Below are 23,952 nucleotides of genomic sequence, written 5' to 3'. Positions count from 1 at the left end.
CACGGCACCCAGGCTCATCACCGCCACGTCGCTGACCGGCCACCATGCGCGGCTGGCGGCGAACAGGGCCAGCCATGCCCCGCCGGACCCGCTGCCCCATCCCGCGCCCGCCAGCACCCAGGTGACACCACCCGCCACCAGCGCCGCCGCCAGAACAGATCCCGTCCGCCGCAGTCCGAGGCGAACCAAGCCTGCCCCCGCCGCCCCTGCCGCGGCAAGCCACACGAGCCACGGCCAGGGCGTGCCGCCGCCGCACCCGCGAAACACCGCCAAGACGACCGGCAGCACCAACAGCCCCTCCGTCCAGACCGCCAGGCAGGCGCGCATCACGCCTTCACCCCCGCCGCAGGCGGCTGCGCGCCCAAGCCGGCCGCCGGCACCGGCACGTCCTCTGCCGGCTCATCCTGTTTCGGCACCGCCTTTGGAGACGCCGCCGGCACTGGCAGATACGCCACCCCGTTGCCGAGCCGCCGCAGCCGTTCCGCCAGCGCGGACAAACGCGGGTTGGTATAGACCGAAATCAGCAAATAGTCCCGGTCGCGCACTTGTTTGGCAATCTCGGCTTCGAGCAGCCCGTAAAACCCGGATCGGCAGACCACCTCCAGCTTCGCGAAGACCTCCAGCAGCCGCGCCCACTGCGCCTCGCCGCTCGCCGGCGGCACCTCGACAGCCGCACCTGCTTGCGCACCGGCCGCATCCGCCAGGACACCGTTGCATAAAAGCCCCACCGCCATGCCTTGCCGGATGGCGTACGCCGCCACGCTCGCCGCCACCTCAATCGCCCGTTCAATCACGTCCGGCCGGCTGACCGGCCCCCACATCCCTTCGCTGTCCTCCATGTTGAGGCAAATCACCAGCGTCGGGTCGGCCGTCTTCTCCCGTTGCCGCACCTGGAGACTGCCCGCGCGGGCGGATGCCTTCCAGTGGATGTCCCGCCAGGGGTCGCCCGGCCGGTAGGCGCGCACGCCCGCGGTGAGGAACGGATCGTCCACTATCCAACGGCGGACCGTCACTTCGCCCAGCCACCGGTGCACCGGCAGCGGCAGCTCTTCCCACCGCAGCACCCGCGGGTAAACGAGCAGTGCTGCGGCGAGCGGCACACTCTGGTGCGCCGCGGCGAGGCCCAAGGCGTCACCGCAGGTCATGGAGGCCGACGCGATCCGGTAGTATCCCCGCTTGACGCACAGCACCCGGTGCCGGCGCGTGATCTGCCGGTACGACCCGAGGGCAAACAGGCTGCGGTGCACCTGATGGTACTCTCCTTCCGCAATTTCGAGATTCGCCTGCCGCGCGAACCGCAGGTGGACGCTCATCCCCATCTCCAAGCGCACCCACGGCACGGGCAAAACCTTACGGTTGGCAATCCGCTCCACAAACTCCACCGTCTCTCCCGCCATCGCGGTCGCCTGCCGAAAGCCGGCCGTGTAGGTGACGTTCCTCAGACCATAACGCCGGTAGACATGGGCTTGCACCAGCGCCAACACGCCTGCCACAAGGATGAACCACGAGACCATCGTCGCTCGCTCCTCCCGGTTCATACGCGCTCGTGCCCGCGCGGCGCCACTTACCGCCGGCGCTCGGCCCATGCCGGCTCCGCCGGTACCGGCACCGCGGCGACGACTTGGGCCACCACATCCGCCGCGCGCACGCCTGGAAGCGCCGTGCCAAGGAGCAGCCGGTGCGCCAGCACTGGCTGTGCCAAGCGCTTCACATCGTCCGGCAAGACGTAATCCCGCCCCTGGATGACCGCGTACGCCTGCGCCGCCCGCAACAGCGCCTGGCTGCCGCGCGGGCTCACCCCGAGCGCCACCCCCGGATGCGTGCGGGTGTGCTCGACGATGGTCAGGAGGTAATCGAGCACGTCGTCCGCCACGTGCACGTGCCGCACGGCCGCTTGCGCCGCCGCCACCTCCTCCAGGCTCGCCACCGCGTCCATGGCGGCCAACGGATCGTCCGCTTGGAAGCGGCGCAGGATGGCCAGCCCCTCCTCGTGCGAGGGATATCCCATGCTCACCCGCAGCAGGAAGCGATCCAGCTGCGCTTCCGGCAGCGGGAAGGTGCCCTGGGTTTCCACCGGGTTCTGCGTGGCCAGTACCAAAAACGGCGTGGCCAACGGGTGCGTCACGCCGTCCACCGTGACCTGCCGCTCCTCCATGCACTCCAGCAGGCTCGACTGCGTGCGCGGCGTAGCCCGGTTCAGCTCATCCGCGAGCAGGATGTGGGTGAACACAGGCCCCGGCCGGAATTCAAAGTCGGCGCGCTTTTGGTTGAAATAGTAGATGCCGGTCAAGTCGCTTGGCAAAAGATCCGGCGTGAACTGGATGCGCCGGAACGTGCCGGCGATGGACTTGGCGAGCGTCTTCGCGAGGAGCGTCTTGCCTGTGCCTGGCACGTCCTCCAGCAGCACGTGGCCGCCGGCGAACAGGGCCGCCAGCAACAAGTCCACCACGTCCTCCTTGCCGACCACCACCCGCGCGACATGGGCGCGTATCCGCCCGGCCAGCGCGGCCGCCGCCCTGAGCGCCGCGGCGGTCTCCGGGTCCTGCCCCGCCCGGCCGGCATGCGTGTCAAAGTCCCGTTCCGCCATGCTTCTCCCCCCGAAAGACGAACAGGGCGCCCGGACGTGTGTCCGGCGCCCCGCCTAGGTTCACACGCGCCGCAGGTGCCACTGCACCGCCTGGAAGTCCCCCCACAGCGGCGGGACCGGCAACCCTGCGTACATCAGTTCGTCTCCTTGGTAGACCTCGACCTCGTCGCGATCGAATACCTTCACCCAGTACGCTGCCGAAGGATCCAGGCCGCGCAGCTTGAGCACCCGCAGCGGCGGGTTCGGTGTGTTGAGCACCTGCACCAGCGTCACCACCGCCTGATCCTTCTTTGGCGTCACGTACAGCCATGCCCACGGGCCGCCTTCCCCGGGCAGCGGAGCGGCGGCCGCGCCGCCCGGCACCAACGGGCTCGTCAGACGGTACAGGTCGCCAAACTGGACGATGCGGCGGATGGACTTGTACCACGCCACCTGGTCGCGGATGGCCGCAAGTTCCTCATCCGACAACGCATTGAGGTTCAGTTCATACCCGAAGTTGCCCGCCATGGCCACCAGTCCGCGTGTATGGATGGGCGTGATGCGGTGCACCTGGTGGTTGGGCACCGCCGAGACGTGCGCCCCCATGCTCACCGCCGGATACGCGAGGCTGGTTCCGTATTGAATGGTGAGACGGCTGATGGCGTCCGTGTTGTCGCTGGTCCACGTCTGCGGCATGTAGTACAGCATGCCGGGATCGAACCGGCCGCCGCCGCCGGAACAGCTTTCAAACAGCACATCCGGGAAGCGCGCCGTCATCTCCTCCAGCACCCGGTACAAGCCGAGCATGTAGCGGTGCGCCGTCTCCCGTTGCCGCTCGGGCGGCAGCAGGGCCGAACCGACCTCCGTCATGTGGCGGTTCATGTCCCATTTCACGTAGTCGATGCGGGCGCTGCGCAGCACATTCGAGATCATCTCGAGCACCGCGTCGCACACGTCCGGGCGGGAGAAGTCGAGCACCAGCTGGTTCCGCCCCTCCGACCGCCCGCGGCCGGGGACGTGCAGGCACCAGTCGGGATGCTGCCGGTACAGCTCGCTGTCCGGGGAGACCATCTCCGGCTCGACCCACAGCCCGAACTTCATCCCCATGCCGTGGATGGCGTCCGCCAGCCGCGCCAAACCCCCGGGCAGCTTGTCGCGGTTGACGAACCAATCGCCGAGGGAACTCCTGTCGTCGTTGCGCTTGCCGAACCACCCGTCGTCGAGCACGAACAGCTCGATGCCCAGCCGGCTTGCCGTCTGCGCGAGCGCCAAAATCTTCTCCTCGTTGAAGTCGAAATACGTGGCCTCCCAGTTGTTGATGAGAATCGGCCGCTCCGCGTCCCGGTGCTTGCCGCGCGCCAAGCGCTCCCGGTACAAGCGGTGGTAGGTGCGCGAGAGGTGCCCGAGACCCTGCGCGGAGTACACCATCACCGCCTCCGGCGTCTGGAAGCACTCGCCCGGCTCCAGCCGCCACGCGAAATCAAACGGGTTGATGCCGATGGCGAGCCTGGCCGTGGCGAACTGATCCACCTCGCAAAACGCGCGGAAGTTGCCGCTGTACACGAGATTCACGGCGTACACGTCACCGTGCTCCTCGCCCGCGTCTTTGGCCATCAAGGCGACAAACGGGTTGTGCTGGTGGCTGCTCGCCCCGCGCCGGCTCTCCACCGACACCGTCCCCAGCGTGAGCGGACGGCGCAAGGGCGTCCGCTCGCGCGCCCAAGCGCCCGACAACTGCAAAAAGTCGAAATCGGCTGCCGGGAAATCCACGCTCATCGAGAGCGCGCGCAGGATGGTGCAGGGCGATGTGCCCTCGTTCGTAAGCCGTGCCGACCGCGTGACGACGTCGTACTGCGGAAACACCGTGTACAGCAACGTCACGCGCAAGCCGATGAGGTCGTCGAACAGATCGACCTCCAGCGTCTCCGCCTCCGCCTTATCCTCCACGTACGTGGCCGGCAGCCCTTCCAGCTTGGGCTTGCCCGGGACGATGCGGTGTCCCGCATAGCGCAGATCGGTGATGGTCGATCCGTCCGCCGCCTGCACCTGGATGGCCGGTTCACGGAAATCGCTGTTGCCGTAGGCAGGGTACTCCTGCGGCAGTGTGTCCAGGCTGAGCCCCGGCGTCACCGGCACCGGGTTGGGGGAAAAGGCGCGATCGACCAGGCGCAGCCGGCGCGCCACCTCCGCCCCGCGCAGGCGCCGGCCCCAGTAGATGTGCGCCAGATGGCCCGAAGGCAGGACCTTCATGATATAACTGGTCGAATGCGTCTGCAGGTGCAGGACGCCTTCCTCGGCAGAGACGAAAATGGGCATGGACCTTCCTCCAACGTGCAGTTTGCCAGTCGAGGACCATGAAACCGAAAAAGATGCGTGGCAGGCCGTTTTACGAACGTTCGGGGATTATTGTACCGCATCCGCGTCCGGTTGTGGATGAGATGTGCGCACCGATTGCGCCTTGAGCCAGCGGCAGTACGCGTGTACCCGCTCAAGGATGGCGCTGCGGGTGACCAGGCCGAGGAAGGTGCCGTCCTCCGCCTCGACGCAGAGAAACGGCCGCGAGATGGACAACTCAAGCGCCTTCATCATCGTGTCTTGCGCGTGCAGCCGGGGGACGTCTGCGTTCATCACCTCGGCCACTTGGCGATCACGCAGCTTATCGACTTCAATCTGCTCGAGACCGAGGATGGAGTCGAGGATGAGCGTCTTGCTGATGGTGCCGCGGACCCGCTCGCCGCGTTCCAGCACCGGAATGGCCGAGTAACCGGATTTGATGAGGATGAGCAGGGCGTGATCGAGCGCATGGTGCGGCTCGACGTACGCCACGTTCACCGCCGGGATCATCAGGTCCTCTACCTTTATGGACAACAGGTCCGGTCGTGCCGGCGTGGAAGACCGTCGCTTCGCATCCTTCATGGGGTGCAATCATCTCCATACCTGGCCTGAATGGGACCGCTCGTTGGCTGGCGCGCAACCAGATTGCACCGCAGGACAACTCTTGTCAGATGGAATCCCCTGCGCCATGCAACAAGCCACGACCAGCTTGGCCCATAGCCAGCGTTGTGCGGCGGCCGACCCCGTCTCGCGCGGCACCTGGCCGACCTCCGCCACCCCGATGATATACCACGCCGCTTTTCCGACTCAAATTGGGTCAGACCTGCCCCGCCGCGTGCCGATGGTCATCGCGGCGGACCCCGCTTTGCCGTCGTTCAGCCTGGCTCGCCTGGGCCATCCAGGCCGCCTGCATGCGGCAGGTCTCCTCGTGGATGAGTTGATAGAGGCGCGCCATGAACACAGGGTCTATCTGATGCGCCTTGCCCGCTTCGATATAGCGCCGCTCCACGTCTTGGGCCCGGTCCGCCTGCACCACCGACATGTTGTACTGCCACTTCAGGCGCGCAATCTCCTGCGCCACCAAGAACCGCTGCGCCAGGCACTCGATGAGCTGTTCATCGAGCGCGTCGATCCGCCGCCGCAACGCCGCAAGGTTCGCCTGCCAGTCCGTTTCCATGCTTCCACCTCCTGCGATGGGCGCCGCCATCCGTCTCCGCCCTCGTTTCTGTCCCATGCCCCGTCTGCGCCGCGGTGGTGCGCACGATCCACAGCCTCCCGGGCCGCCCCGGTGCCGCCGCCATGCCCGCGCCTCAGCCGCGGGCGGCGTACAACATCCGCGACCGGGGCCGGATCTGGCTCATCAACTCGCGGAACATCGCGGGATTGAGCGACTGTTTGCCGTCCGACACCGCCTCTTCCGGGCGCGGGTGCACTTCGATGATGAGGCCGTCCGCCCCCGCCGCCAGCGCCGCCAGACTCATAGCCGGCACGTACTTCGCGATCCCGATGCCGTGGCTCGGATCGACAATCACCGGCAGGTGGCTGAGGTCCTTCACCACCGGCACCGCGTTCAAGTCCAACGTGTTCCGGGTGTACGGCTCGAACGTCCGGATGCCCCGCTCGCACAGGATGACGTTCGGATTGCCCGCCGAGAGGATGTATTCGGCCGACATCAGCCACTCTTCAATGGTCGCCGACATGCCGCGTTTGAGCAGCACCGGCTTGTTCGTCTTGCCAATCTCCTTCAGCAGGTGGAAGTTCTGCATATTGCGCGCCCCCACCTGCAACACATCGACATATTCGCAGACCATGGGCAGGTTGATGGGGTCCATGACCTCGGAGACGATCTTCAAACCCGTCTGGCGGCGCGCTTCCGCCAACAGCTTCAGCCCTTCCTCGGCCAACCCCTGGAACGAGTACGGAGAACTGCGCGGCTTGAACGCCCCGCCTCGCAACATATGGGCCCCGGCCGCCTTCACCTGGTGAGCCGCCTCCAAAATCTGCTCCCGGCTCTCGACGGCGCACGGCCCGGCAATGATGACCGGTTCGCCGCCGCCAATTTCGATGTCCCCCACCCGGATGACCGTCGATTCCGGATGGTATTGGCGGCTGGCCAGTTTGAACGGATGTTGCGCGGGCTGCGCGTCTTCGACGCCGGGCAGGCTGCGCCAGTCACGCGCCGCCAACTGCGCCTTCTCCCCGATGAGCCCAATCACCGTGCGCTCGCCGTCGCGCGCCAGATGGGCGGATAGTCCGCACGCCTGCGCCTCCTTCACCACGTGATCAATCTGATCCTTGGTCGCTTGTTTCTTCATGGTGATGACCATCGAACCTCTCTCCTCCTGCACCATCGTCCCGCAGCCGGGTCCACCGGCCGGGAAGCGTGGTTTCTGTCCTGCTCGTGTCCGGCCCCGCTGAGGGTCTGCCTGCTCGGCGTTTGGACCAACCTTGGGCTGATCCCGCCTGCAGGCGGCCATGAAGGAGGCCGCCCCGCGGCCCAGAAAAAAAGCCCGCCCCGCATAGGGGCGAGCGGTTGACTCGCGGTACCACCCTATTGAAAGGCACCGGCACAGCCGCATCACGGCACCATACCGGCCTTTGCCATGCACCTTGGCCTTCCATGGTCCAGCCACCCATCGCGGGCAGCCGTGCACGTGGAGCCCACCTGCAGCAAGGTGATGTCCATCCCGGCCGCAACCATCCTTCGCACCGGCGCCCAAATAAAAAATCCCGCCCCGATGCGGGACGAGATGAACTCGCGGTACCACCCTGCTTAAAGGCGCATGGCGCCTTTCCCTTCATTGCGATAACGGAAGCGGGTTGACGCTTCCGGCACCGACTACTGGTCAACCGCCCGTGCGGCAAGCACGACTACGGTTGCGTTCACCGGGCAGCTCCGGAGTGAACTTCCGCCACGCAGCCGGACCAGTTCGCACCTGCCACTGGCTCTCTGCACCGCCCGACATGGCGTACTCTCTCCTTCATCGCGTTCGCCGTATCCAACTTTGTTGATCATTACTGTAACAGGCCAAGCGCCGGCTGTCAACGGGACCCGTCGATGCGAGCGCGCCCGGTTTTCCACACCAGGTCTGACGCCAGGTCCGCCGCAGCACGCCCGCCCGCGCGGGCGTCCCTGGATGAACCCGCGCCCGCGCCGGCCCCGACGGGTACCTTACTTCCCGCTGCCCAGGGACAGCCAATCCGTGTGGAACACGCCCTCCTTGTCGATCCGCTCGTACGTGTGCGCCCCGAAGTAGTCGCGCTGCGCCTGGATGAGGTTCGCCGGCAGCGTCGCCGAGCGGTAGCTGTCGAAGTAGGAAAGCGCGCTGGCGAGCCCCGGCACCGGGATGCCGTTTTGCACCGCCTGCGCCACCACCCGCCGCCAGCTGTCCTGATACTCCTCAATCACGCCGCGGAAGTACGGGTCGAGCAAAAGGTTTTCCAGGTTCGGATCGCGATCGTACGCATCCTTGATGTTCTGCAGGAAGCGGGCCCGGATGATGCAGCCGCCGCGGAAGATCATCGCGATGTTGCCGTATTGCAGGTTCCATCCGTACTCCTGCGAGGCAGCGCGCAACTGCGCGAACCCTTGCGCGTAGGAACAGATTTTGCTGGCGTACAGCGCCCTGCGCACGTCCTCGATGAACGCTTGGCGCGCCTCGCCGCTGACGGGTTTGGGCGACGGACCACGCAGGATTTGACTGGCGCGCACGCGCTGGTCTTTCATCGCCGAGAGGAAGCGGGCGTACACCGCCTCGGTGATCATCGTCAGCGGCACGCCGAGATCGAGCGCGCTCTGGCTCGTCCACTTGCCGGTGCCCTTTTGACCGGCGGCATCCTTGATGACGTCCACCATCGGCTTCCCGGTCTCCGGATCCACCTTGCTCAGGATGTCGGCCGTGATCTCTATCAAGTAGCTGTCGAGCTCGCCCCGGTTCCACTCCGCGAACACTTCATGCAGCTGCGCCGGCTCCAGCCCCGCCAGCGTTCGCAACAGGTGGTACGCCTCGGCGATGAGCTGCATGTCGCCGTACTCGATCCCGTTATGTACCATCTTCACGTAGTGTCCCGCGCCGTCCGGACCGATGTAGGTGCAGCATGGGTCGCCGTTCACCTTGGCCGCGATGGCCGTCAAAATGGGCGCGACCAGGTCGTACGCGTCCTTCTGGCCGCCCGGCATGATGGCCGGTCCTTTGAGCGCCCCTTCTTCGCCGCCGGAGACGCCCGCCCCAATGAAGCGGATGCCTGCCGCTTCCAGCTCGCGGCTGCGCCGGATGGTGTCCATGAAATACGAGTTGCCGCCGTCGATGATGATATCTCCCGGCGCGAGCAGCGGCTTGACCTGCTCAATCATCGCATCCGTCGGCTGCCCGGCCTTGACCATGATGAGGATCTTGCGCGGCGTCTCCAGGCTGTCGACAAACTCCTGCAGTGAATACGTCCCGACAATCCGTTTGCCCTGCGCCTCGCGCAACAGCTCGTCCGTCTTCTCCCGCGAGCGGTTGTACACCGCGACGGAAAACCCTTTGCTCTCGATGTTGAGGGCCAGGTTCTTGCCCATGACCGCCAATCCGATGACCCCAATCTGCTGTTTGGCCACGCGTTTGCACCCCCGGAAGATTCGTTCGGTTTCCATTCTAAGGTTTTGGTGTACGCATCGGCAACCATGGGCCGCGCTTGTCCTACTTTTGGTACCGGAAGCAGGGATGGGGCATGATGAAAGCGAATCACTGATGCGAACGGCATGACCTGACGCACGCATGCGCGGGGTCCGCCCACGGCGCGGCCTGCACGCGCCCGTTCGCAAAGGAGGCACCCGATTTGACGTATCTCGCCGACAGCAAACGTTACGACACCATGGTGTACCGCCGCTGCGGCCGCTCCGGCCTCAAACTCCCGGTCATCTCCCTGGGGCTGTGGCACAACTTCGGCGGCGTCGACACGTTTGAAAACGCTCGCGCCATGGTGCGCCGCGCGTTCGACCTCGGCATCACCCACTTCGATCTCGCCAACAACTACGGCCCGCCGCCGGGATCGGCGGAAGAAAACTTCGGCCGCATCCTCAAGCTGGACATGAAGCCGTACCGGGACGAGATGATCATCTCCACCAAAGCGGGGTACTACATGTGGCCCGGGCCGTACGGTGAGTGGGGTTCCCGCAAGTACCTGCTCGCCAGCCTCGACCAGAGCCTGAAGCGAATGGGCCTGGACTACGTGGACATCTTCTATTCCCATCGGCCGGACCCGGAGACACCGCTCGAAGAGACCATGATGGCACTCGACGCCGCGGTGCGCCAAGGCAAGGCGCTGTACGTGGGCATCTCCAACTACAGTGCGGAGCAGACGAGGGAGGCCATCCGCATCCTGAAAGAGCTGGGTACCCCGTTGCTCATCCATCAGCCCTCGTACTCGATGTTCAACCGGTGGATTGAAGACGGGCTGCAGCAGGTGTTGGAGGAGGCGGGCGTGGGTACCATCGCGTTCAGCCCCTTGGCGCAAGGTCTGCTCACCAACCGCTACCTGGGTGGCATTCCGGAGGATTCGCGTGCCGGGCGTCCGACCGGGTTCCTGCGCCCGGAACACATCACGGAGGAGACGCTGACCAAGGTCCGCAAGCTCAACGACCTCGCCGCCAAGCGCGGCCAGTCCCTCGCCCAGATGGCGTTGGCCTGGGTGCTGCGGGGCGGACGCGTCACCTCGGCCCTCATCGGGGCGAGCCGCGTCAGTCAAATCGAGGAGAACGTGCGGGCCATCGACCATCTGGATTTCACCGAGGAAGAGCTCGCGCAAATTGAAGCCATCCTCAAGGGGTGATACGCGAAATGCACCGTGCGCCCGGCGCCGCGAGACCGCGGTGCGCCGGGCCGCCACCCTGCAGCGTGCACGGTGCGGGTTGGCTGCCTGGCGAGATGGCGTCACTTGTGCGCCAGCCGTCCGCCGCCGAACCACCACCAGCGGCGGCGGTTGCGCTTTTTCCGCAAGTCGGAAAGCTCCTTGAGCACCACCAGGTCCCTGGCCGCAATCCGCCCCGTGCTGGCCTCCCTGGACATTTGTTCCATCCTTTCTCCGAGTCCGCGCACCTCGGCGTGCAGCGCACCGACCTCTGCCTCGAGTTGCCCCACCGTGCGGTACAAGCCGTCCACCTGTGCGGCGACGCTGCGCATCAGGTCCGCCAGCGCGTGCACCTCCTTCAGCAAGTGCCCCCCATCATGCCGGCCGGCGCCGCTGTTCGTCTGCCGCACCGGCACCACGGCCGCGGCCGCAGCCGCCGCCTCCCGCTCGGCCGCGTGTACCCCATCCAGCCCCGCAGCGTCCCCTGCATGCCCCAGTTCCAGCGCATGCAGGTCCACCGCGTCGAGCGGCACCCCGCGCTTCACCTCCGCCGCCACATGCCGCAACATCGCCAACGCCGCCGGCAGGTAACGCCGGTTGCGGCCGTGGCCGATACTGGGCAACACATCCGCAAAGTGATCGCGGTAATAGCGTACCGTGCTCTCCGGCAACCCGAGCTCCTTCGCAATCTCGGTGATGGTCAACAACTCCAACCTCATCCGTACCCCCTCCCTGTCTGCAAGCATACGCCATCCGCGCTGGCAGATGCTGTCGTTTGCTGCGGAATGGGATGATCACGAAACTTGCAAGATGAACTTGATCATTGTGCACAAAACATTCGCATGCATGAATCTAAGCGGATTATTTTAAACAGACCATTGTTTCGATTTGATTTCACGCTGCTTCCGCATCTCTTCACGCGTTGACTCTCCTGCGTTCGGGTGATTTGATCACAATAACACCGGTGTTATTCAAACTTTTCAGCATACCAGGTGAGACGATGGCGACCATTCGCGACATCGCCCGATTGGCCGGCGTCAGCTACAGCACGGTTTCGAAAGCCCTGAACGACAGCCCCCTGGTGAAGCCTGCGACCAAACAGAGGATCCTGGAGATTGCGCGAGCGGTCAACTATCAAAAGAACATCCCTGCAGCCCAACTGGCCACCGGGAAGAGCATGGTGGTGGGGATTGTCTTCGAAGACATCGCCAATCCGCTCTTTGCGCACATGGCCGCCCGGCTCATCGACCGCTTTGATGAAAACGGTTACCAAGCCATTCTCTCGATGGCGGCGCAGGCCGGGAAGCTCTACCGGCACCTGTGTGTCGACGGCATCCTTTACTGGGGCGGGGCCATGAACCCGAGCGCTGTATCGGAACTGCAGGACACTGCCGTCCCTGTCGTCGTGTTCGGAGCAGATGACCACCACCACCTGCCGTCGGTCACGGTTGACCGGGCAGAGGGTATTCGGATGGCCATCCATCACCTGGTGGAACAAGGCCATCGCCGCATCGGTTTCGTCGGTCGCGCGGAGGGGGTGAAGTTTCAAGCGTACATCGACGGCCTGAACAACCTCGGTCTCCCCCATCAGCCTGCGTGGGTGTTGCACTGCCATCACACGTGGCGAGAGGCATACACCGCCATGCTGCAGTGCGACATGGGTGCAGACGCACCCACCGCATGGATTGGTTCCAACAACCAGGTGGCGCGAGGAGCCCTGCGTGCCTTGCTGCACAGGGGGCTGCGCGTCCCGGAAGATGTGTCGTTGGTCGGGTACGACGACCTGCCGGAAATGGAATTGGAAGAAGTCCCGCTGACCACCGTCGGCCCTGCATTGGACGATGTGGTCACGAATGCGGTGACGCTGCTCATGGCCGCCATCCGGCACGAGGCCACCGTGCAAACGGTGCGGCTCATGCCGAAGCTGCACATCCGTAATTCGGTCGCGCCGCGAAAGGAGCGATGTCCCATGTGACAGGAACCATGCGTCCTGCCCTTCCCGGCCGTTGTATCTCTCCTGTGCCATGATGCCGGGGTTGAGTTCGCGGTTCTGCTGTGGTCCGTCCATGACGAAGAACGTAAGGAGGTCAAATGGAATGAAGCGCTGGGCGCGCGTATCTTCCGCAGCCGTGCTGGTCGCCACCCTGCTCCCGGGTACCGCCTGGGCGCATATGAAGCGCGACGAGAGCACGACCATCCGGATTGCCTGGTGGGGCAACCAGGAAATCGATAACCGCATGCTCAAGGTCATCAAACTGTTTGAGGCCAAGTATCCGAACATCAACGTGCAACCCGAATATATGGCCAACAAGGATTATTGGACCAAGATGAACACCGAAGCGGCGGGCGGCAATCTGCCCGACGTCATGATGATGGACTATGCATACATCCGGAACTACGTGAAAAACAACTTCCTCGTGGATCTGACGCCGTATACCAAGAACGGCAGCATCCATGTCAACGACGTCAACCCCGCCGATCTCCAAGGCGGAAAGGTCAACGGCAAGTTGTACGCCATCAACATTGGCGACAACGCACCGGCGATGCTGTATGACCCGCAACTGTTCAAAAAAGCAGGGGTACCTGTACCGAAACCCGGTTACACTTGGGATGACCTCGCCAAGGTGGCCACCCAGATCCGCAACAAGCTCGGCAAACAGGGTGTCTACGGGATCGAACCGTACGACAACGTGAACATGTTCTTCCCGTATTACCTTCGCCAACGCGGCTTGACACTCTACAATGCCCAGGGGACCGGCCTCGGATACAAGGATGACAGCCTGCTGGCCAACTTCTTCGCCTATTGGCAAAACCTCATCAAGAAAGGTGTTGCAGCGCCCCCGTCGGTCACGCAGTCCATCTCGGATCCGACGGATGAGTTGATTGTGCACGGCAAGTGCCCGTTCCTCAACGTCTGGAGCAATCAAGCCGTCTACATCAGCGAAGCTGCGGGCAAGAACCTTAAATTGCTGCCGTTGCCCACGCTGCCGGGCGGCAAGGACGGCCTCTGGATCAAGGCAAGCGCCCTCTGGAGCGCGACCACACAATCGAAACACCTCGATGCGGACTTGAAATGGATCGACTTTTTCACCAACGACCTGCAGGCGCAGCTGACCTTCGGCGCGGAGTTCGGCATCCCCATCTCGCAGAAGGTGCAGCAACACCTGTACACGCGTTTGGGACCGCTCTACCGGACGGAATACGACTACATCCAGTACGTGAAAAAGCACTCCCGGCCCATCGATCCGCCGGACCCGCCGGTCGCCAGCAAGATCCGGCAGATCTTCTCCACCATTCAGCAGGCGGTCAACTATCTGCAAACGACGCCGGAGGCGGCGGCCCAACAGTTCCGGCAACAAGCGGAGGTTGCGTTCCGCCAAGGTTCGTGATGGTGTTGCAGCGATGCGGAGGGCGGCCGACCGCCCTCCGCAAGGAGGAATCCGCATGACGACCAACGCAGTGCCCGTCACGGCGACCGCCGAACCCCGCCTGCGGACCGCGCGGCGGGTGAAGGATTACGCCATCGCCTACTCGTTCATCGCACCTTGGTTGCTTGGGTTTTTGTGTTTCACCATCGGGCCGATGATTGTGTCATTTCTCCTGTCCTTCACGCAATACAGCGTGACGTCCGCACCCAAGTGGATTGGCTTGCGGAACTATGTGGACATCTTCACCGTCGATCCGCAATTCTGGATCGCGCTCGGGGTGACGTTGAAGTTCGTCATCATCTCGGTCCCGCTCAAGCTGGCCTTCTCCCTCGCGGTGGCGATGCTTCTGCACGGCAATTACCGCGGTGTGGGCGTGTACCGCACCATCTTCTACGTGCCTTCCCTGATCGGCGGCAGTGTGGCCGTCGCGGAGATGTGGCGTCAGTTGTTCGGCCTCAACGGCGCGGTGAACAACATCCTCCAGTTCCTGTTCGGGGTGCCGGGCGACAACTGGATCGCGAACCCGAACACCGCCTTGTGGACGCTGATTCTCCTCGTCATCTGGCAGTTCGGCAGCCCGATGCTGATCTTCCTCGCCGGGCTGCGGCAGATTCCGAAGGAGCTGTACGAGGCGGCCGCGGTGGACGGCGCCAACGGTGTGGTCCGGTTCTTTCGCATCACGGTGCCGATGCTGACACCCATCATCTTCTTCAACCTGGTGATGCAGTTGATCCATGGATTCACCACATTCACCCAGAGTTACCTCATCACCTCGGGCGGTCCGCTCAACCGGACGTTGTTCTACGCGCTCTATCTGTATCAACACGCGTTCCAGTTCTTCGACATGGGTTACGCGTGCGCGCTGGCGTGGATCCTGTTGGCGATTGTGGGTACGGCAACCGCGCTCGTCTTCAAGTCTTCATCCGCCTGGGTGTATTACGAGTCGGAGCGAGGAGCGTAATCAGTCATGTGGAGACATGCAAGCAGAGCCGCGTTTCACGCCGTGATGTGGGTGATTTCCGCCTTCATGCTGTATCCCATCCTTTGGACACTCGCCAGCTCGCTCAAGCCGGAGTCCGAGATCTTCACGCACGCGGCGTCGCTCATTCCGAGCCACATCGACTGGTCGAACTATACCAAGGGTTGGATAGGCTTTGGCGACGTGGGATTTGCTCGTTTCTTTGCGAACTCGTTCTTCATCACCTTCATGGTCCTCATCGGCACCTTGTTGTCGAGCCCGTGGGTCGCGTACGGTTTCTCGCGGCTGCGCTTTCCGTTGCGCAACACCCTGTTCGTCTGCCTGATGGTCTCCATGATGTTGCCCGCCCAAGTGACCGTCATCCCGCAATACATCCTGTTCCGGCATCTGGGCTGGGTGAACACGTACTATCCGCTCATTGTCCCCGCGTACCTCGGCGGATCGGCGTTCTTTGTGTTTCTCATCATGCAGTTCATCCGCACCATCCCGCGCGAGTTGGACGAGGCGGCGAAAATCGACGGGTGCGGCCCGTACCGCATCTATACGCAGGTCATCTTCCCGCTGTGCGCGCCCGTGCTTGTCACGGTGGCGATTTTTGCGTTTTACTGGACGTGGGACGACTTCTTCGGACCGCTCATCTATTTGAACAACACGCACTTGTACACGGTATCCATCGGATTGTCGTTGTTCTCGAGCGCCGACGTCGGCACCAACTGGGGGCCCATGTTCGCCATGTCCGTGTTATCGCTGTTGCCGGTGCTCATCGTGTTCCTCTTTTTCCAGCGCTACATCGTCGAAGGCGTCACCATGGGCAGCTTGAAGGCGTGATGGCGAACGAACTGGCGGGCACGGCGCTTCCCCCCGTTTTCCCCAATTCCAAGAGCGGGCGACGCGAGGAGGTGCCGTATGTCGCATCCGCGCAGCCACTGGCAAGCGGGCTCTCCGGGGCTCTCCAAGCCTTCCGGCGGCGAGATCCGGGGTTGTCCCCCGTCCCTCATCAAGTGGACTGGCAGCAAGCGGTACCTGGCGGCGCAGATTGCCCGCCACTTCCCGGACCGCTACCGCCGTTTCGTCGATCCGTTTCTTGGCAGCGGCGCGCTGTTGTACTTCGGCCATCGCGGCGATTCGCTCGCCGGCGACGCGTTCGCGCCGCTTGTCGCGTTCTGGCGTCTGGTGCAGACCGACGTGGAAGCGGTCATCCGTGACTACAGCCGGCAATGGGTGCGCCTGCAGACGGAAGGGCCAGCCTATTTCTACGCCGTACGGGAGCGCTTCAACCAGGCGCCCAATCCCCTCGACCTGTGCTTCCTCACCCGCACCTGCGTCAACGGCATCATCCGCTTCAACGCGCGCGGCGAGTTCAACAACTCGTTCCACCTGTCCCGGCCGGGGATGCGCCCGGAGCGGTTCGCCCGCATGGCTCGCCGCTGGGCGAGCCGACTCCAGGGCGTACACCTGGTCTGCCAAGACTACCGCGACACGTTGGCCGCCGCCCGTCCCGGCGACTTCGTCTACCTCGATCCGCCCTATGCCCGCACCCGGCAGCGGTACGCGGACGGCGTCCGGCAGCGTGATCTCATCGCCGCCCTCGCGGACCTCAACCGGCGCGGAGTCCGCTGGGCCCTCTCTTACGACGGCCGGCGGGGGGCAGCCGACTTCACCCAGCCGCTCCCCGCCGGTCTCTACAAGCACCGTATCCTGTTGTACGGCGGCGCCTCCGCCGTGCGCAGGGTGCTGCACGGTGCTGTGGAACCGGTACATGAATCGCTGTACCTCAACTATGACCCCCCGGGATGACCCCCCGGGGCCATAAAGCCGGGTATGTATGCCGCATGGCCGGTCACCGCCGGCGGCGCACACCCGCCACGCCGAGGGCCACCAGCGACACCGCCAGCGAAGCGATGGACAATCCCAGCGACCAAGCGACCGCCGGCGACCCCCCGGCCGCTGTGGCGGGTGCTTGCGCCCACAACCCCGGTTCGATTGTGACCGAACACCGACACGTCCTCTTCCCGTTACGGGCTGCCGACGTCCATCCTCACATCAGCATTCAGATCGGCCAAGGCTGCCGTCAGCACGTGCAAATGAACCAGCCACGGTCCGGCCATCGTCAAGTACATGCCGGTGGTCTGATACTGGCCGGGGGCCACCCTGCGCAAGCGTACCGTATCGACCCCCATATCCATCGTCAAACAGCGGAACGACAGCGTCACTTCCGCAATGCCGGACGCCGGACGTCCGGACGGGGCCGTCAACGCGACCGTAAACCGGTTGACACCGACACGGTTGGGCGTGATCGTCAGCGTGGCCCGGATACCGCCGGGCAGCACCTGCGTCGTATACACCGGTCCGGGATCGCTGGCGGCCGGGGGCAGGTTGGTCAACACCGATGTGACACCGAGGACCACGACACCAAGCAGAAGTTCCGCCAGCAGCGTCTTGGCCCGTCCGCGCCGGCGGTTTGGAGCCTGGTCTGTTGTCACGCCGCTTCGCTCCGTGGCCACGCCTGGACGTTCTGCCACCGCCGTCCGCGCGTGCAGCCAGTGCCAGAAGCCCAGTCCGACCATGGCCGCCACCAGCGTGATCTTCACCGCAAGCGTCCAGCCGTACGCCGTGTGGGTGAACGCATACGCGGTGGGGACGTTCGCCCGCGCCGCGTACAGCCCGGTGGCCACCAACGCCGCCACCGCGGCGGCCGCCCACGGCGTAAACCTTCGCATCGACGCCCGCCAACTGGCACCGGCCACGCCCATCATGCCCGCGAGGCCGCCCACCCAGACCGACGCAGCAGCCAGGTGCACCAAGTCCAGCGCCATCGACAGGACGGGATGGAAGCTCGCCGCCGCATGGCTGACCGCCGTCCGCGTGGCGAGCAGACCGGCGCTCAGCAACCAACCGCTCCAACACGCGGCTTCCGCCGCAAAGCCCCACAGCGCGGTGATGGGCAACAGGACAAGCACCAAGAGGGCCTGCATCAGCCAGACCTGCCCGAAACGCGTCTGGGCCAACACGGTGTGCAAGAGCCCGGGTTCCAGCGCGTCCCCCCACCCGACACCTGCGCTGATGGTCACCTCGAGAGGCAGGCTGAACAGCACGGCCGCAGCCAAGACCAACCAGGCGCCGCGCAACCACCCTTGGACCCGCCGCACGGTCCATGCTTGCTTGCGCACATCCGGCGGCAGGACGAAACGCCAGAACGGACACAGCCCGAACCAAACGGCCATGGCGATGAGTTCCGCCCAGCGGTCGGCTACCGCCGGCCACGCAGGCAGATACGACTGGGTGATCACTGACCTCGCCGCCGGGCGGCCTGCGCCCACGGCAAACGGGATCACCCCCTGCACCGGGTGCCCATCGTCGGAGATGACACGCCAATCCACCGTGTACGTGCCGGGCCCTAAGCCGTCCGCCAGCGTACAGACCAGCAGGGCATGGTTGTGCGGGTCGAGGCGGGCGTCATGCCGGTCCACCCGCCGCCCGCGTTGGTCCAGCACCACCAGCGCGTCGAACACCGGCTGCACAGGCTCGTCGAACCACACCTTCACCTCGTGCGGCGCCGCGGTGAGCACCTGGTTCGCCGCCGGCGACGACTTGACCACGTACGCGTGTGCAAGCGCACCCGGGGCGGTGCAGAAGCACACCGCAACGAGCACGATGGCCGCCAGGAGGGCCCGCAGTTGGCCAAACCGCCGCACCGCGGCCCCCGGTGCACGCATGGACCTGTCCGCTCGTTTCACAAGCAACGCCTGCCCTCGTTGCCAACAAGGCGTGATTTGACACACATTGTCACCGCACGCCCGGGATCGCGTCCGGACGGTTTGTAGTAAAATTGTCTTCAATCAACACATATCTTGCAAGCATTCATAAAAGGACCAGGAGGCTGTTCGATGATCCCACGAGGCCAACGAAAGTTTCCCAAATCGTGGCGTGCAGCCCTGCTCTGCACGCTGGCCGTGACGGCCACCGCGGGCGGGCCGCTGACGTATGCGAAATCCGCTGCGCAATCCACCACCACGGCGGTCGTCCAAGTCGACGCCGGCAAAAAATTGGGTACCATCTCCCCTGTCGCCATCGGCATGAACACCGCGGTCTGGGACGCCCATTTGCAGGACCCGGAGATCCCTGGCCTGTTACGCGCCCTGAAGATCAAGATCCTGCGCTTTCCCGGCGGCATCACATCCGACCAATACCACTGGCAGACGAACAGCATCACACCTGGGCAGAACAGCTATGCCAACCCCGTCAACACGTTCGACAACTTCATGCACAACGTCGCCCAACCGTTGGGCGCGCAAGTCATGATTGACGTCAATTACGGCTCGAATCTGACCGGTGACGGCGGCGGCAGTCCGGCAGAAGCCGCGGCGTGGGTGAAATACGCCAACATTACCCGGAAGTACGGCGTCAAATACTGGGCCATCGGCAACGAGGTGTACGGCAACGGGTACTACGCCACACCGTGGGAGACCGACCTGCACCCGGACCACAGCCCTACCGCGTACGGCAAGAACTCCCTGGCGTTTATCCGGGCGATGAAAGCGGTTGACCCGACCATCAAGGTGGGCGTGGTGCTCGCAACCCCCGATACCTGGCCCGCCGCTTGGGTGGACGATTGGAACCGGAAGGTTCTGTCCATCGTCGGCAAGCAGATTGATTTTGTGGATATTCACTGGTACCCGGAGACACCAGGCCAAGAGTCGGATGCCGGGCTCCTGGCGACCACTCGCGACGTGCCGCACATCGTCGCCCAGTTGCGCTCCCTCATCCGCCAATACTGCGGGAACCACGCAGCCCGTGTGCAGATCATGCTGACGGAAACCAACTCGGTCAGCTACAACCCGGGCAAGCAAACGGTCAGCCTCGTCTCCGCGCTCTTCCTCGCGGACGACGTCATGACCTGGTTGGAAAACGGCATCGCGAACGTCGACTGGTGGACGTTGCACGTCCCCATGACGGTGGGCTACAACAACAGCGCTTCCTTGTACGGTGACGCCCAGTACGGGGACGAGGGCATCCTCAGCAGCGGCGATTTCCAAAACGGTGTGGCCGAGCCGCCGGTCAACACCCCGTTCCCGACGTACTATGGATTGCAAATGTTGTCATACTTAGGTACCTCGGGCGACACCATGGTCGCCTCGTCGTCGAACAACCCCCTGCTTGCCGTACACAGCGTGAAGCAGAGCAACGGCCGTCTCGCCGTCCTGTTCATCAACAAAGACCCTGCCCGGACCATCCAAACCGACGTGTCGCTGCGCGGCTTTACCCCGTGCGCACAAGGCACGCTGTACTTGTACGGCAAGGGCAGCACGAAGATCGCGACGCGCAATTGGACGGGCGCCGGCGGGCGCTTCCGCATCAGCCTGCCTCCGTACGCACTGGTGACGGTGGTGATGTCACCCAAGCCGTGACGCCTGCCGCAGGTCCGGCAAGTCTTCCAGCGTGATCACGTACGGGTGATGGATGGTTCATCCTGCGCTCCCTCCTGCTTCACCGCCGCAGGCCGCTTGCGCGGGCGTCCCGGGGGACCACTCGTCCAAGCCTGCAAACCGGTATCCCAGCGCGGCGGCCACCTCAATCACGTACGGCAGCGCGTCCACTGTGCCCTCTGCGTTCCAGGCGCAGTGGTGCAGCAAAACCGCCCCCGGCCGCAGCCGCGGCAGAACGTTCGCCGCCACCGCCGGACCCGGTATGCCCGACCAATCCCGCGAGTCCACGTCCCACAGCACCAGCTCGTACCCTTGGCGGCGGGCTTCCTCCGCCACGAGATCATTCACGTCTCCGTAGGGCGGCCGGAACCAGCGCGGCTGGACGCCTGCTGTCTCGGTCATCACCCGGGCGGTCTGCGCCAGTTGCTGGCGCACACGTTCCTGTGGCTCTTTCGTCAGATACGGGTGATCCCAGCTGTGGTTGCCGACGCAATGCCCTTCCGCGAGCATCCGGCGGAACACCGCGGGATGCTGTGCCACGTGCGCCCCCAAGCAGAAGAACGTCGCGCGCACACCATACCGCGCGAGGATGTCGAGCACCTTCGGCGTCAAGCGGTCGTCCGGACCATCGTCAAACGTGAAGAAGAGGGTCTTGTCCGCCATGGGATGATGTCCTCCTGTTCACTTGTGATACGGTTCCCCGCGCAAAATCCGATAGGCGCGGTAGAGTTGTTCCAAGAGCACCACCCGCGCCAGGTTGTGCGGCAGGGTGATGGGGCCAAAGCTCCAACGCAGGTGAGCCTGCGCCAACAGGTCGGGCGCGACGCCGTACGACCCGCCGACCACAAACACGAGCCGGCCGAACCCCGCCTGTTCCAGCTGGGCCAATTGCCCGGCCCAGGCCTCCGAAGACCACATCATCCCGGCGCGATCCAGCACGACGATGCCGTCCCGCTCCCGCAGATGCTTGCGGATGGCGTCCGCCTCCGCCCGCAGCGCTTGTGCGCGCACGCCTTCCGGGGCGCCGTCCGGCGCCGGCATGTCCGGCACCTCCACCTCAACCACCTGCGCATAGCGCGACAGGCGCTTGATATATTCGTCGAGCGCCTGCCGCCAGTAACGCTCTTTCACCTTGCCCACCGCCAACACGACCAACTGCACCTGCCGCTGCTCCCTTCGCCGTCGTCAACGCGGAAAACCGGGTGTGATAAACGGCAAAGCATGTCCGTGATCCTCGCGGCCTCCGCCCGCACCATCACCATCGTCCGCATCCCATGTACCATCGCGTTCGTGCCCCGCCATCGCCTCGGCTGTCATCTCGGTCAAGCGCACCGCAACCTGCACGGGCCGCCCGTCCCGGTACACCCGAAGCACCACCTGTTCCCCCGGGCGGTGTTCAAACAGCGCGGTGCGCAAGTCGGCCATCGTTTTCACCGTCTTCTCTCCGATGCCGACGATCACGTCCCCTGCTTGCAACCCGGCCCGCCTGGCCTCGGTCGCGGTGACTTTGCGGACGAGCACGCCATAATCCACCGGCACCTCGGGCCATACTTCCTCCGGCAGCGACGCGAGCGACACCCCCGCGATGCCCAGGGCCGGATGCGTGGCATGGCCCGTGCGGATAATCTGGTCCGCGATCCCCTTGACCGCGTTGGCCGGGATGGCGAATCCCATGCCTTCAAAGTGCGGCGCCACAATCTTGCTGCTGTTGATACCTATCACTTCGCCGCGCACGTTGATGAGCGGCCCGCCGCTGTTGCCCGGGTTGATGGCCGCATCCGTCTGAATCACCGGCTGGTAGTCGAGCACCTGATCGGTCTGTTCCTGTTCCACCGGCATCATCCGCTGCTTGGCGCTCACGATGCCTGCGGTCACCGTGTCGGCAAAGTCGAGCCCCATCGGCGTGCCGATGGCCACCGCCGGCTCGCCCACCTGGATGGTGTTTGAATCCGCAAACACAGGCGGCGTCACGTGTGCCACTGCCGCTGCCGGGATGGCCAACACCGCCAGATCGGTGTACGGGTCGCTGCCGCGCAACTGGGCGGGAATGTGCCGGCCAGACGGCAAGACCACCTGCACCCGTTCCGCACCGGCGACGACATGGGCGTTGGTCACCACATACGCCGCCGCCCGGTCCTTCGCAAACAGCACACCGGAACCGACGCCGCTCGGTTCCCATTTTGCCTCCTGGGTGTACTCGTCGCGGACGCTCGCGTAATTCACGACGGCGAACACGGCAGGTTCGACCCGCCGTACCGCCGCGACAATCTCGTTGTGCGCCGCTGGTTTGCTGAGCCACGGCAAGTCCCGCGCCTCCGCCGTCACCCACGCATCGTTCCTGAGCCAAGGACTGTTCCAACCCGTCGCGCACGCGGCCGCTGCCGCCCATACCGCCGCAGCCGCACCAGCCTGCACGCGCCAGCCGGCGTTTCGCATCCGTATCCGCATGGCACCCCCCGCCTCGCTCGTGACGTTGCCTCATAGTGTGATCCCTGGCGGCGGGAGGTATGCCGTGGCGGGGGAGGTTTGCCGTTCACGAGACTGGGCAGGCGCAAGGACTGGGTACAGCGGCGAAGGCGCGTGCCGGCTGGTGAGGTGCATGTCCACGCGCTCCGCCTCGCTGCCGAGGATGTCCGCCAGCACGGTGCGGACGGTCAGTTCCGCGAGCTCAGGCAGGTTGTTCTCCTCACTCAAGTGAGCCAAAAAGACCTGGACGCGGCCTTGGGCGGACGGAACCAACTCCGCCAGGGCCACGGCGGCGTCTTCATTGGACAGATGGCCTTTGTCGCCGAGGATCCGCCGCTTGACACGCCACGGATAGCGGCCGCTGCGCAACATCTCCGGATCGTGATTGGTCTCGAATATGTACACACCGCACCCGCGCACCGCGTCTTTCACCCGGTCGCTCACGTAGCCGAGGTCGGTGACGAGCGCGAGGCTGGCGCCTCCGGCGTCAATTCGGTACATCACCGGTTCCTCCGCGTCGTGGGACACCCCAAACGGCGTCAGGGTCATCGCGCCGAGGGTCCATGCCTCGCCAGCCCGCACGCAGCGGATGCGCCCGGATGCCGCCCATTCCGCTGCCACAGCCGCCATCTGGTGCCAGGTGCCGGCCGTCGCGTACACCGGCACGCTCGTCCATTTGAGGATCTGGTTCAAGCCGCGGACGTGATCGACATGCTCGTGCGTCAACACGACGGCGTCGAGTTCATCCAGCCCCCTCCCGGTCACTTCGCGCAAACGGCGCTGCAGCTCGCGGCCGCTCAGTCCTGCGTCGATGAGGATGCGCGTCGCACCGGACTGAACGTACAGGGCGTTTCCGCTGCTGCCGCTGGCCAGCACGGTGAATTCCAGACAAGGCTCCACACTCCTAGCTCCTCTCCCGCT

The 23,952-nt window shown here is 64.7% G+C and carries 22 protein-coding genes and 1 other annotated feature; of the genes, 7 read left to right on the top strand and 15 right to left on the bottom strand.

Annotated elements, in window-relative coordinates; translation table 11 throughout:
* The 8 genes from IEX97_RS00640 to gndA all read right to left on the bottom strand — a co-directional run.
* The coding region (locus IEX97_RS00640) for a hypothetical protein (protein ID WP_229776166.1) at window positions 1–330 on the bottom strand (330 nt) is incomplete at its 3' end.
* On the bottom strand, window positions 327–1,514 hold the full coding sequence (locus tag IEX97_RS00635) for a DUF58 domain-containing protein (RefSeq protein ID WP_188880526.1): 1,188 nt from the start codon (window positions 1,512–1,514) through the stop codon (window positions 327–329). The genes IEX97_RS00635 and IEX97_RS00640, both read right to left, overlap by 4 nt.
* A 50-nt stretch (window positions 1,515–1,564) precedes the next feature.
* On the bottom strand, window positions 1,565–2,587 hold the full coding sequence (locus IEX97_RS00630) for an AAA family ATPase (RefSeq protein ID WP_188880525.1): 1,023 nt from the start codon (window positions 2,585–2,587) through the stop codon (window positions 1,565–1,567).
* A gap of 60 nt (window positions 2,588–2,647) precedes the next feature.
* Window positions 2,648–4,882 carry an alpha-galactosidase gene (locus IEX97_RS00625; protein ID WP_188880524.1) on the bottom strand — a complete coding sequence of 745 codons (2,235 nt, stop codon included), beginning with the start codon at window positions 4,880–4,882 and terminating at the stop codon, window positions 2,648–2,650.
* Between the two features lie 87 nt (window positions 4,883–4,969).
* Window positions 4,970–5,482 (bottom strand): cyclic-di-AMP-binding protein CbpB, encoded by a 513-nt coding sequence (gene cbpB, locus IEX97_RS00620; RefSeq protein ID WP_188880523.1) that lies wholly within the window; start codon window positions 5,480–5,482, stop codon window positions 4,970–4,972.
* Between the two features lie 235 nt (window positions 5,483–5,717).
* A complete protein-coding gene (locus IEX97_RS00615; protein WP_188880522.1) occupies window positions 5,718–6,077 on the bottom strand; it encodes a chorismate mutase in 360 nt (119 codons plus the stop codon).
* Between the two features lie 133 nt (window positions 6,078–6,210).
* The gene (gene aroF, locus IEX97_RS00610) at window positions 6,211–7,227 is read right to left on the bottom strand and encodes a 3-deoxy-7-phosphoheptulonate synthase (protein WP_188880521.1); all 1,017 of its coding nucleotides are present in this window, start codon (window positions 7,225–7,227) and stop codon (window positions 6,211–6,213) included.
* Window positions 7,228–7,638: 411 nt separating this feature from the next.
* Window positions 7,639–7,894, bottom strand: a binding site (T-box leader).
* Between the two features lie 178 nt (window positions 7,895–8,072).
* On the bottom strand, window positions 8,073–9,500 hold the full coding sequence (gndA, locus tag IEX97_RS00605; RefSeq protein WP_188880520.1) for an NADP-dependent phosphogluconate dehydrogenase: 1,428 nt from the start codon (window positions 9,498–9,500) through the stop codon (window positions 8,073–8,075).
* Between the two features lie 221 nt (window positions 9,501–9,721).
* Between gndA and mgrA the strand changes: the two genes are divergently transcribed.
* Window positions 9,722–10,714: an L-glyceraldehyde 3-phosphate reductase gene (gene mgrA / locus IEX97_RS00600; protein ID WP_188880519.1), complete on the top strand. Its 993-nt coding sequence runs from the start codon at window positions 9,722–9,724 to the stop codon at window positions 10,712–10,714.
* 101 nt (window positions 10,715–10,815) lie between these two features.
* Here the strand turns inward: mgrA and IEX97_RS00595 are convergent, their stop codons facing one another.
* Window positions 10,816–11,451 carry a MerR family transcriptional regulator gene (locus tag IEX97_RS00595; RefSeq protein ID WP_188880517.1) on the bottom strand — a complete coding sequence of 212 codons (636 nt, stop codon included), beginning with the start codon at window positions 11,449–11,451 and terminating at the stop codon, window positions 10,816–10,818.
* A gap of 281 nt (window positions 11,452–11,732) precedes the next feature.
* Here IEX97_RS00595 and IEX97_RS00590 point away from each other — a divergent pair, with 281 nt between their 5' ends.
* From IEX97_RS00590 to IEX97_RS00570, 5 genes are all read left to right on the top strand, one after another.
* Window positions 11,733–12,707: a LacI family DNA-binding transcriptional regulator gene (locus IEX97_RS00590; RefSeq protein ID WP_188880516.1), complete on the top strand. Its 975-nt coding sequence runs from the start codon at window positions 11,733–11,735 to the stop codon at window positions 12,705–12,707.
* 121 nt (window positions 12,708–12,828) lie between these two features.
* Entirely contained in the window at window positions 12,829–14,121 is a 1,293-nt protein-coding gene (locus IEX97_RS00585) for an ABC transporter substrate-binding protein (protein ID WP_188880515.1), read from the top strand.
* A gap of 55 nt (window positions 14,122–14,176) precedes the next feature.
* A complete protein-coding gene (locus IEX97_RS00580; RefSeq protein ID WP_188880514.1) occupies window positions 14,177–15,121 on the top strand; it encodes a carbohydrate ABC transporter permease in 945 nt (314 codons plus the stop codon).
* A 6-nt stretch (window positions 15,122–15,127) separates the two neighbouring features.
* Window positions 15,128–15,967: a carbohydrate ABC transporter permease gene (locus IEX97_RS00575; RefSeq protein ID WP_188880513.1), complete on the top strand. Its 840-nt coding sequence runs from the start codon at window positions 15,128–15,130 to the stop codon at window positions 15,965–15,967.
* 78 nt (window positions 15,968–16,045) lie between these two features.
* The gene (locus IEX97_RS00570; RefSeq protein ID WP_188880512.1) at window positions 16,046–16,936 is read left to right on the top strand and encodes a DNA adenine methylase; all 891 of its coding nucleotides are present in this window, start codon (window positions 16,046–16,048) and stop codon (window positions 16,934–16,936) included.
* Between the two features lie 43 nt (window positions 16,937–16,979).
* On the opposite strand, the gene IEX97_RS13875 is transcribed toward IEX97_RS00570, so the two are convergent.
* Window positions 16,980–17,111, bottom strand: a complete 132-nt coding sequence (locus tag IEX97_RS13875; protein WP_268238294.1) for a hypothetical protein — start codon at window positions 17,109–17,111, stop codon at window positions 16,980–16,982.
* A 43-nt stretch (window positions 17,112–17,154) separates the two neighbouring features.
* Window positions 17,155–18,876 (bottom strand): copper resistance protein CopC, encoded by a 1,722-nt coding sequence (locus tag IEX97_RS00565; protein WP_229776173.1) that lies wholly within the window; start codon window positions 18,874–18,876, stop codon window positions 17,155–17,157.
* A gap of 150 nt (window positions 18,877–19,026) precedes the next feature.
* Here IEX97_RS00565 and IEX97_RS00560 point away from each other — a divergent pair, with 150 nt between their 5' ends.
* Window positions 19,027–20,547: a cellulose-binding protein gene (locus IEX97_RS00560; protein ID WP_188880510.1), complete on the top strand. Its 1,521-nt coding sequence runs from the start codon at window positions 19,027–19,029 to the stop codon at window positions 20,545–20,547.
* Window positions 20,548–20,604: 57 nt separating this feature from the next.
* Here the strand turns inward: IEX97_RS00560 and IEX97_RS00555 are convergent, their stop codons facing one another.
* Genes IEX97_RS00555 through IEX97_RS00540 form a run of 4 tightly spaced genes read right to left on the bottom strand, consistent with a single transcriptional unit; the run spans window position 20,605 to window position 23,931 of the window.
* Complete coding sequence (locus IEX97_RS00555) at window positions 20,605–21,228, bottom strand: polysaccharide deacetylase family protein (protein WP_188880509.1); 624 nt, start codon at window positions 21,226–21,228, stop codon at window positions 20,605–20,607.
* A gap of 18 nt (window positions 21,229–21,246) precedes the next feature.
* Window positions 21,247–21,726 carry a 23S rRNA (pseudouridine(1915)-N(3))-methyltransferase RlmH gene (locus IEX97_RS00550; RefSeq protein ID WP_188880508.1) on the bottom strand — a complete coding sequence of 160 codons (480 nt, stop codon included), beginning with the start codon at window positions 21,724–21,726 and terminating at the stop codon, window positions 21,247–21,249.
* 24 nt (window positions 21,727–21,750) lie between these two features.
* Complete coding sequence (locus IEX97_RS00545; protein WP_188880507.1) at window positions 21,751–23,013, bottom strand: S1C family serine protease; 1,263 nt, start codon at window positions 23,011–23,013, stop codon at window positions 21,751–21,753.
* 30 nt (window positions 23,014–23,043) lie between these two features.
* Window positions 23,044–23,931 carry an MBL fold metallo-hydrolase gene (locus IEX97_RS00540; RefSeq protein WP_229776164.1) on the bottom strand — a complete coding sequence of 296 codons (888 nt, stop codon included), beginning with the start codon at window positions 23,929–23,931 and terminating at the stop codon, window positions 23,044–23,046.
* Window positions 23,932–23,952 lie beyond the last annotated feature (21 nt).

Source organism: Paenalicyclobacillus cellulosilyticus (assembly GCF_014647315.1).
GTDB classification, from domain to species: Bacteria; Bacillota; Bacilli; order Alicyclobacillales; family Alicyclobacillaceae; genus Alicyclobacillus_J; species Alicyclobacillus_J cellulosilyticus.
Note: the sequence above shows the minus strand (reverse complement) of the source record. Positions and strands in the feature narration are given on the sequence as shown.

Excerpts from the sequence above, each read along its gene's own strand:
- IEX97_RS00635 (WP_188880526.1), bottom strand. The coding sequence starts at position 1,514 with ATGGTCTCGTGGTTCATCCTTGTGGCAGGCGTGTTGGCGCTGGTGCAA.
- IEX97_RS00630 (WP_188880525.1), bottom strand. The coding sequence starts at position 2,587 with ATGGCGGAACGGGACTTTGACACGCATGCCGGCCGGGCGGGGCAGGAC.
- IEX97_RS00625 (WP_188880524.1), bottom strand. The coding sequence starts at position 4,882 with ATGCCCATTTTCGTCTCTGCCGAGGAAGGCGTCCTGCACCTGCAGACG.
- cbpB (WP_188880523.1), bottom strand. The coding sequence starts at position 5,482 with ATGAAGGATGCGAAGCGACGGTCTTCCACGCCGGCACGACCGGACCTG.
- IEX97_RS00615 (WP_188880522.1), bottom strand. The coding sequence starts at position 6,077 with ATGGAAACGGACTGGCAGGCGAACCTTGCGGCGTTGCGGCGGCGGATC.
- aroF (WP_188880521.1), bottom strand. The coding sequence starts at position 7,227 with ATGGTCATCACCATGAAGAAACAAGCGACCAAGGATCAGATTGATCAC.
- IEX97_RS00595 (WP_188880517.1), bottom strand. The coding sequence starts at position 11,451 with ATGAGGTTGGAGTTGTTGACCATCACCGAGATTGCGAAGGAGCTCGGG.
- IEX97_RS00590 (WP_188880516.1), top strand. The coding sequence starts at position 11,733 with ATGGCGACCATTCGCGACATCGCCCGATTGGCCGGCGTCAGCTACAGC.
- IEX97_RS00585 (WP_188880515.1), top strand. The coding sequence starts at position 12,829 with ATGAAGCGCTGGGCGCGCGTATCTTCCGCAGCCGTGCTGGTCGCCACC.
- IEX97_RS00580 (WP_188880514.1), top strand. The coding sequence starts at position 14,177 with ATGACGACCAACGCAGTGCCCGTCACGGCGACCGCCGAACCCCGCCTG.
- IEX97_RS00575 (WP_188880513.1), top strand. The coding sequence starts at position 15,128 with ATGTGGAGACATGCAAGCAGAGCCGCGTTTCACGCCGTGATGTGGGTG.
- IEX97_RS00570 (WP_188880512.1), top strand. The coding sequence starts at position 16,046 with ATGTCGCATCCGCGCAGCCACTGGCAAGCGGGCTCTCCGGGGCTCTCC.
- IEX97_RS00560 (WP_188880510.1), top strand. The coding sequence starts at position 19,027 with ATGATCCCACGAGGCCAACGAAAGTTTCCCAAATCGTGGCGTGCAGCC.
- IEX97_RS00555 (WP_188880509.1), bottom strand. The coding sequence starts at position 21,228 with ATGGCGGACAAGACCCTCTTCTTCACGTTTGACGATGGTCCGGACGAC.
- IEX97_RS00545 (WP_188880507.1), bottom strand. The coding sequence starts at position 23,013 with ATGCGGATACGGATGCGAAACGCCGGCTGGCGCGTGCAGGCTGGTGCG.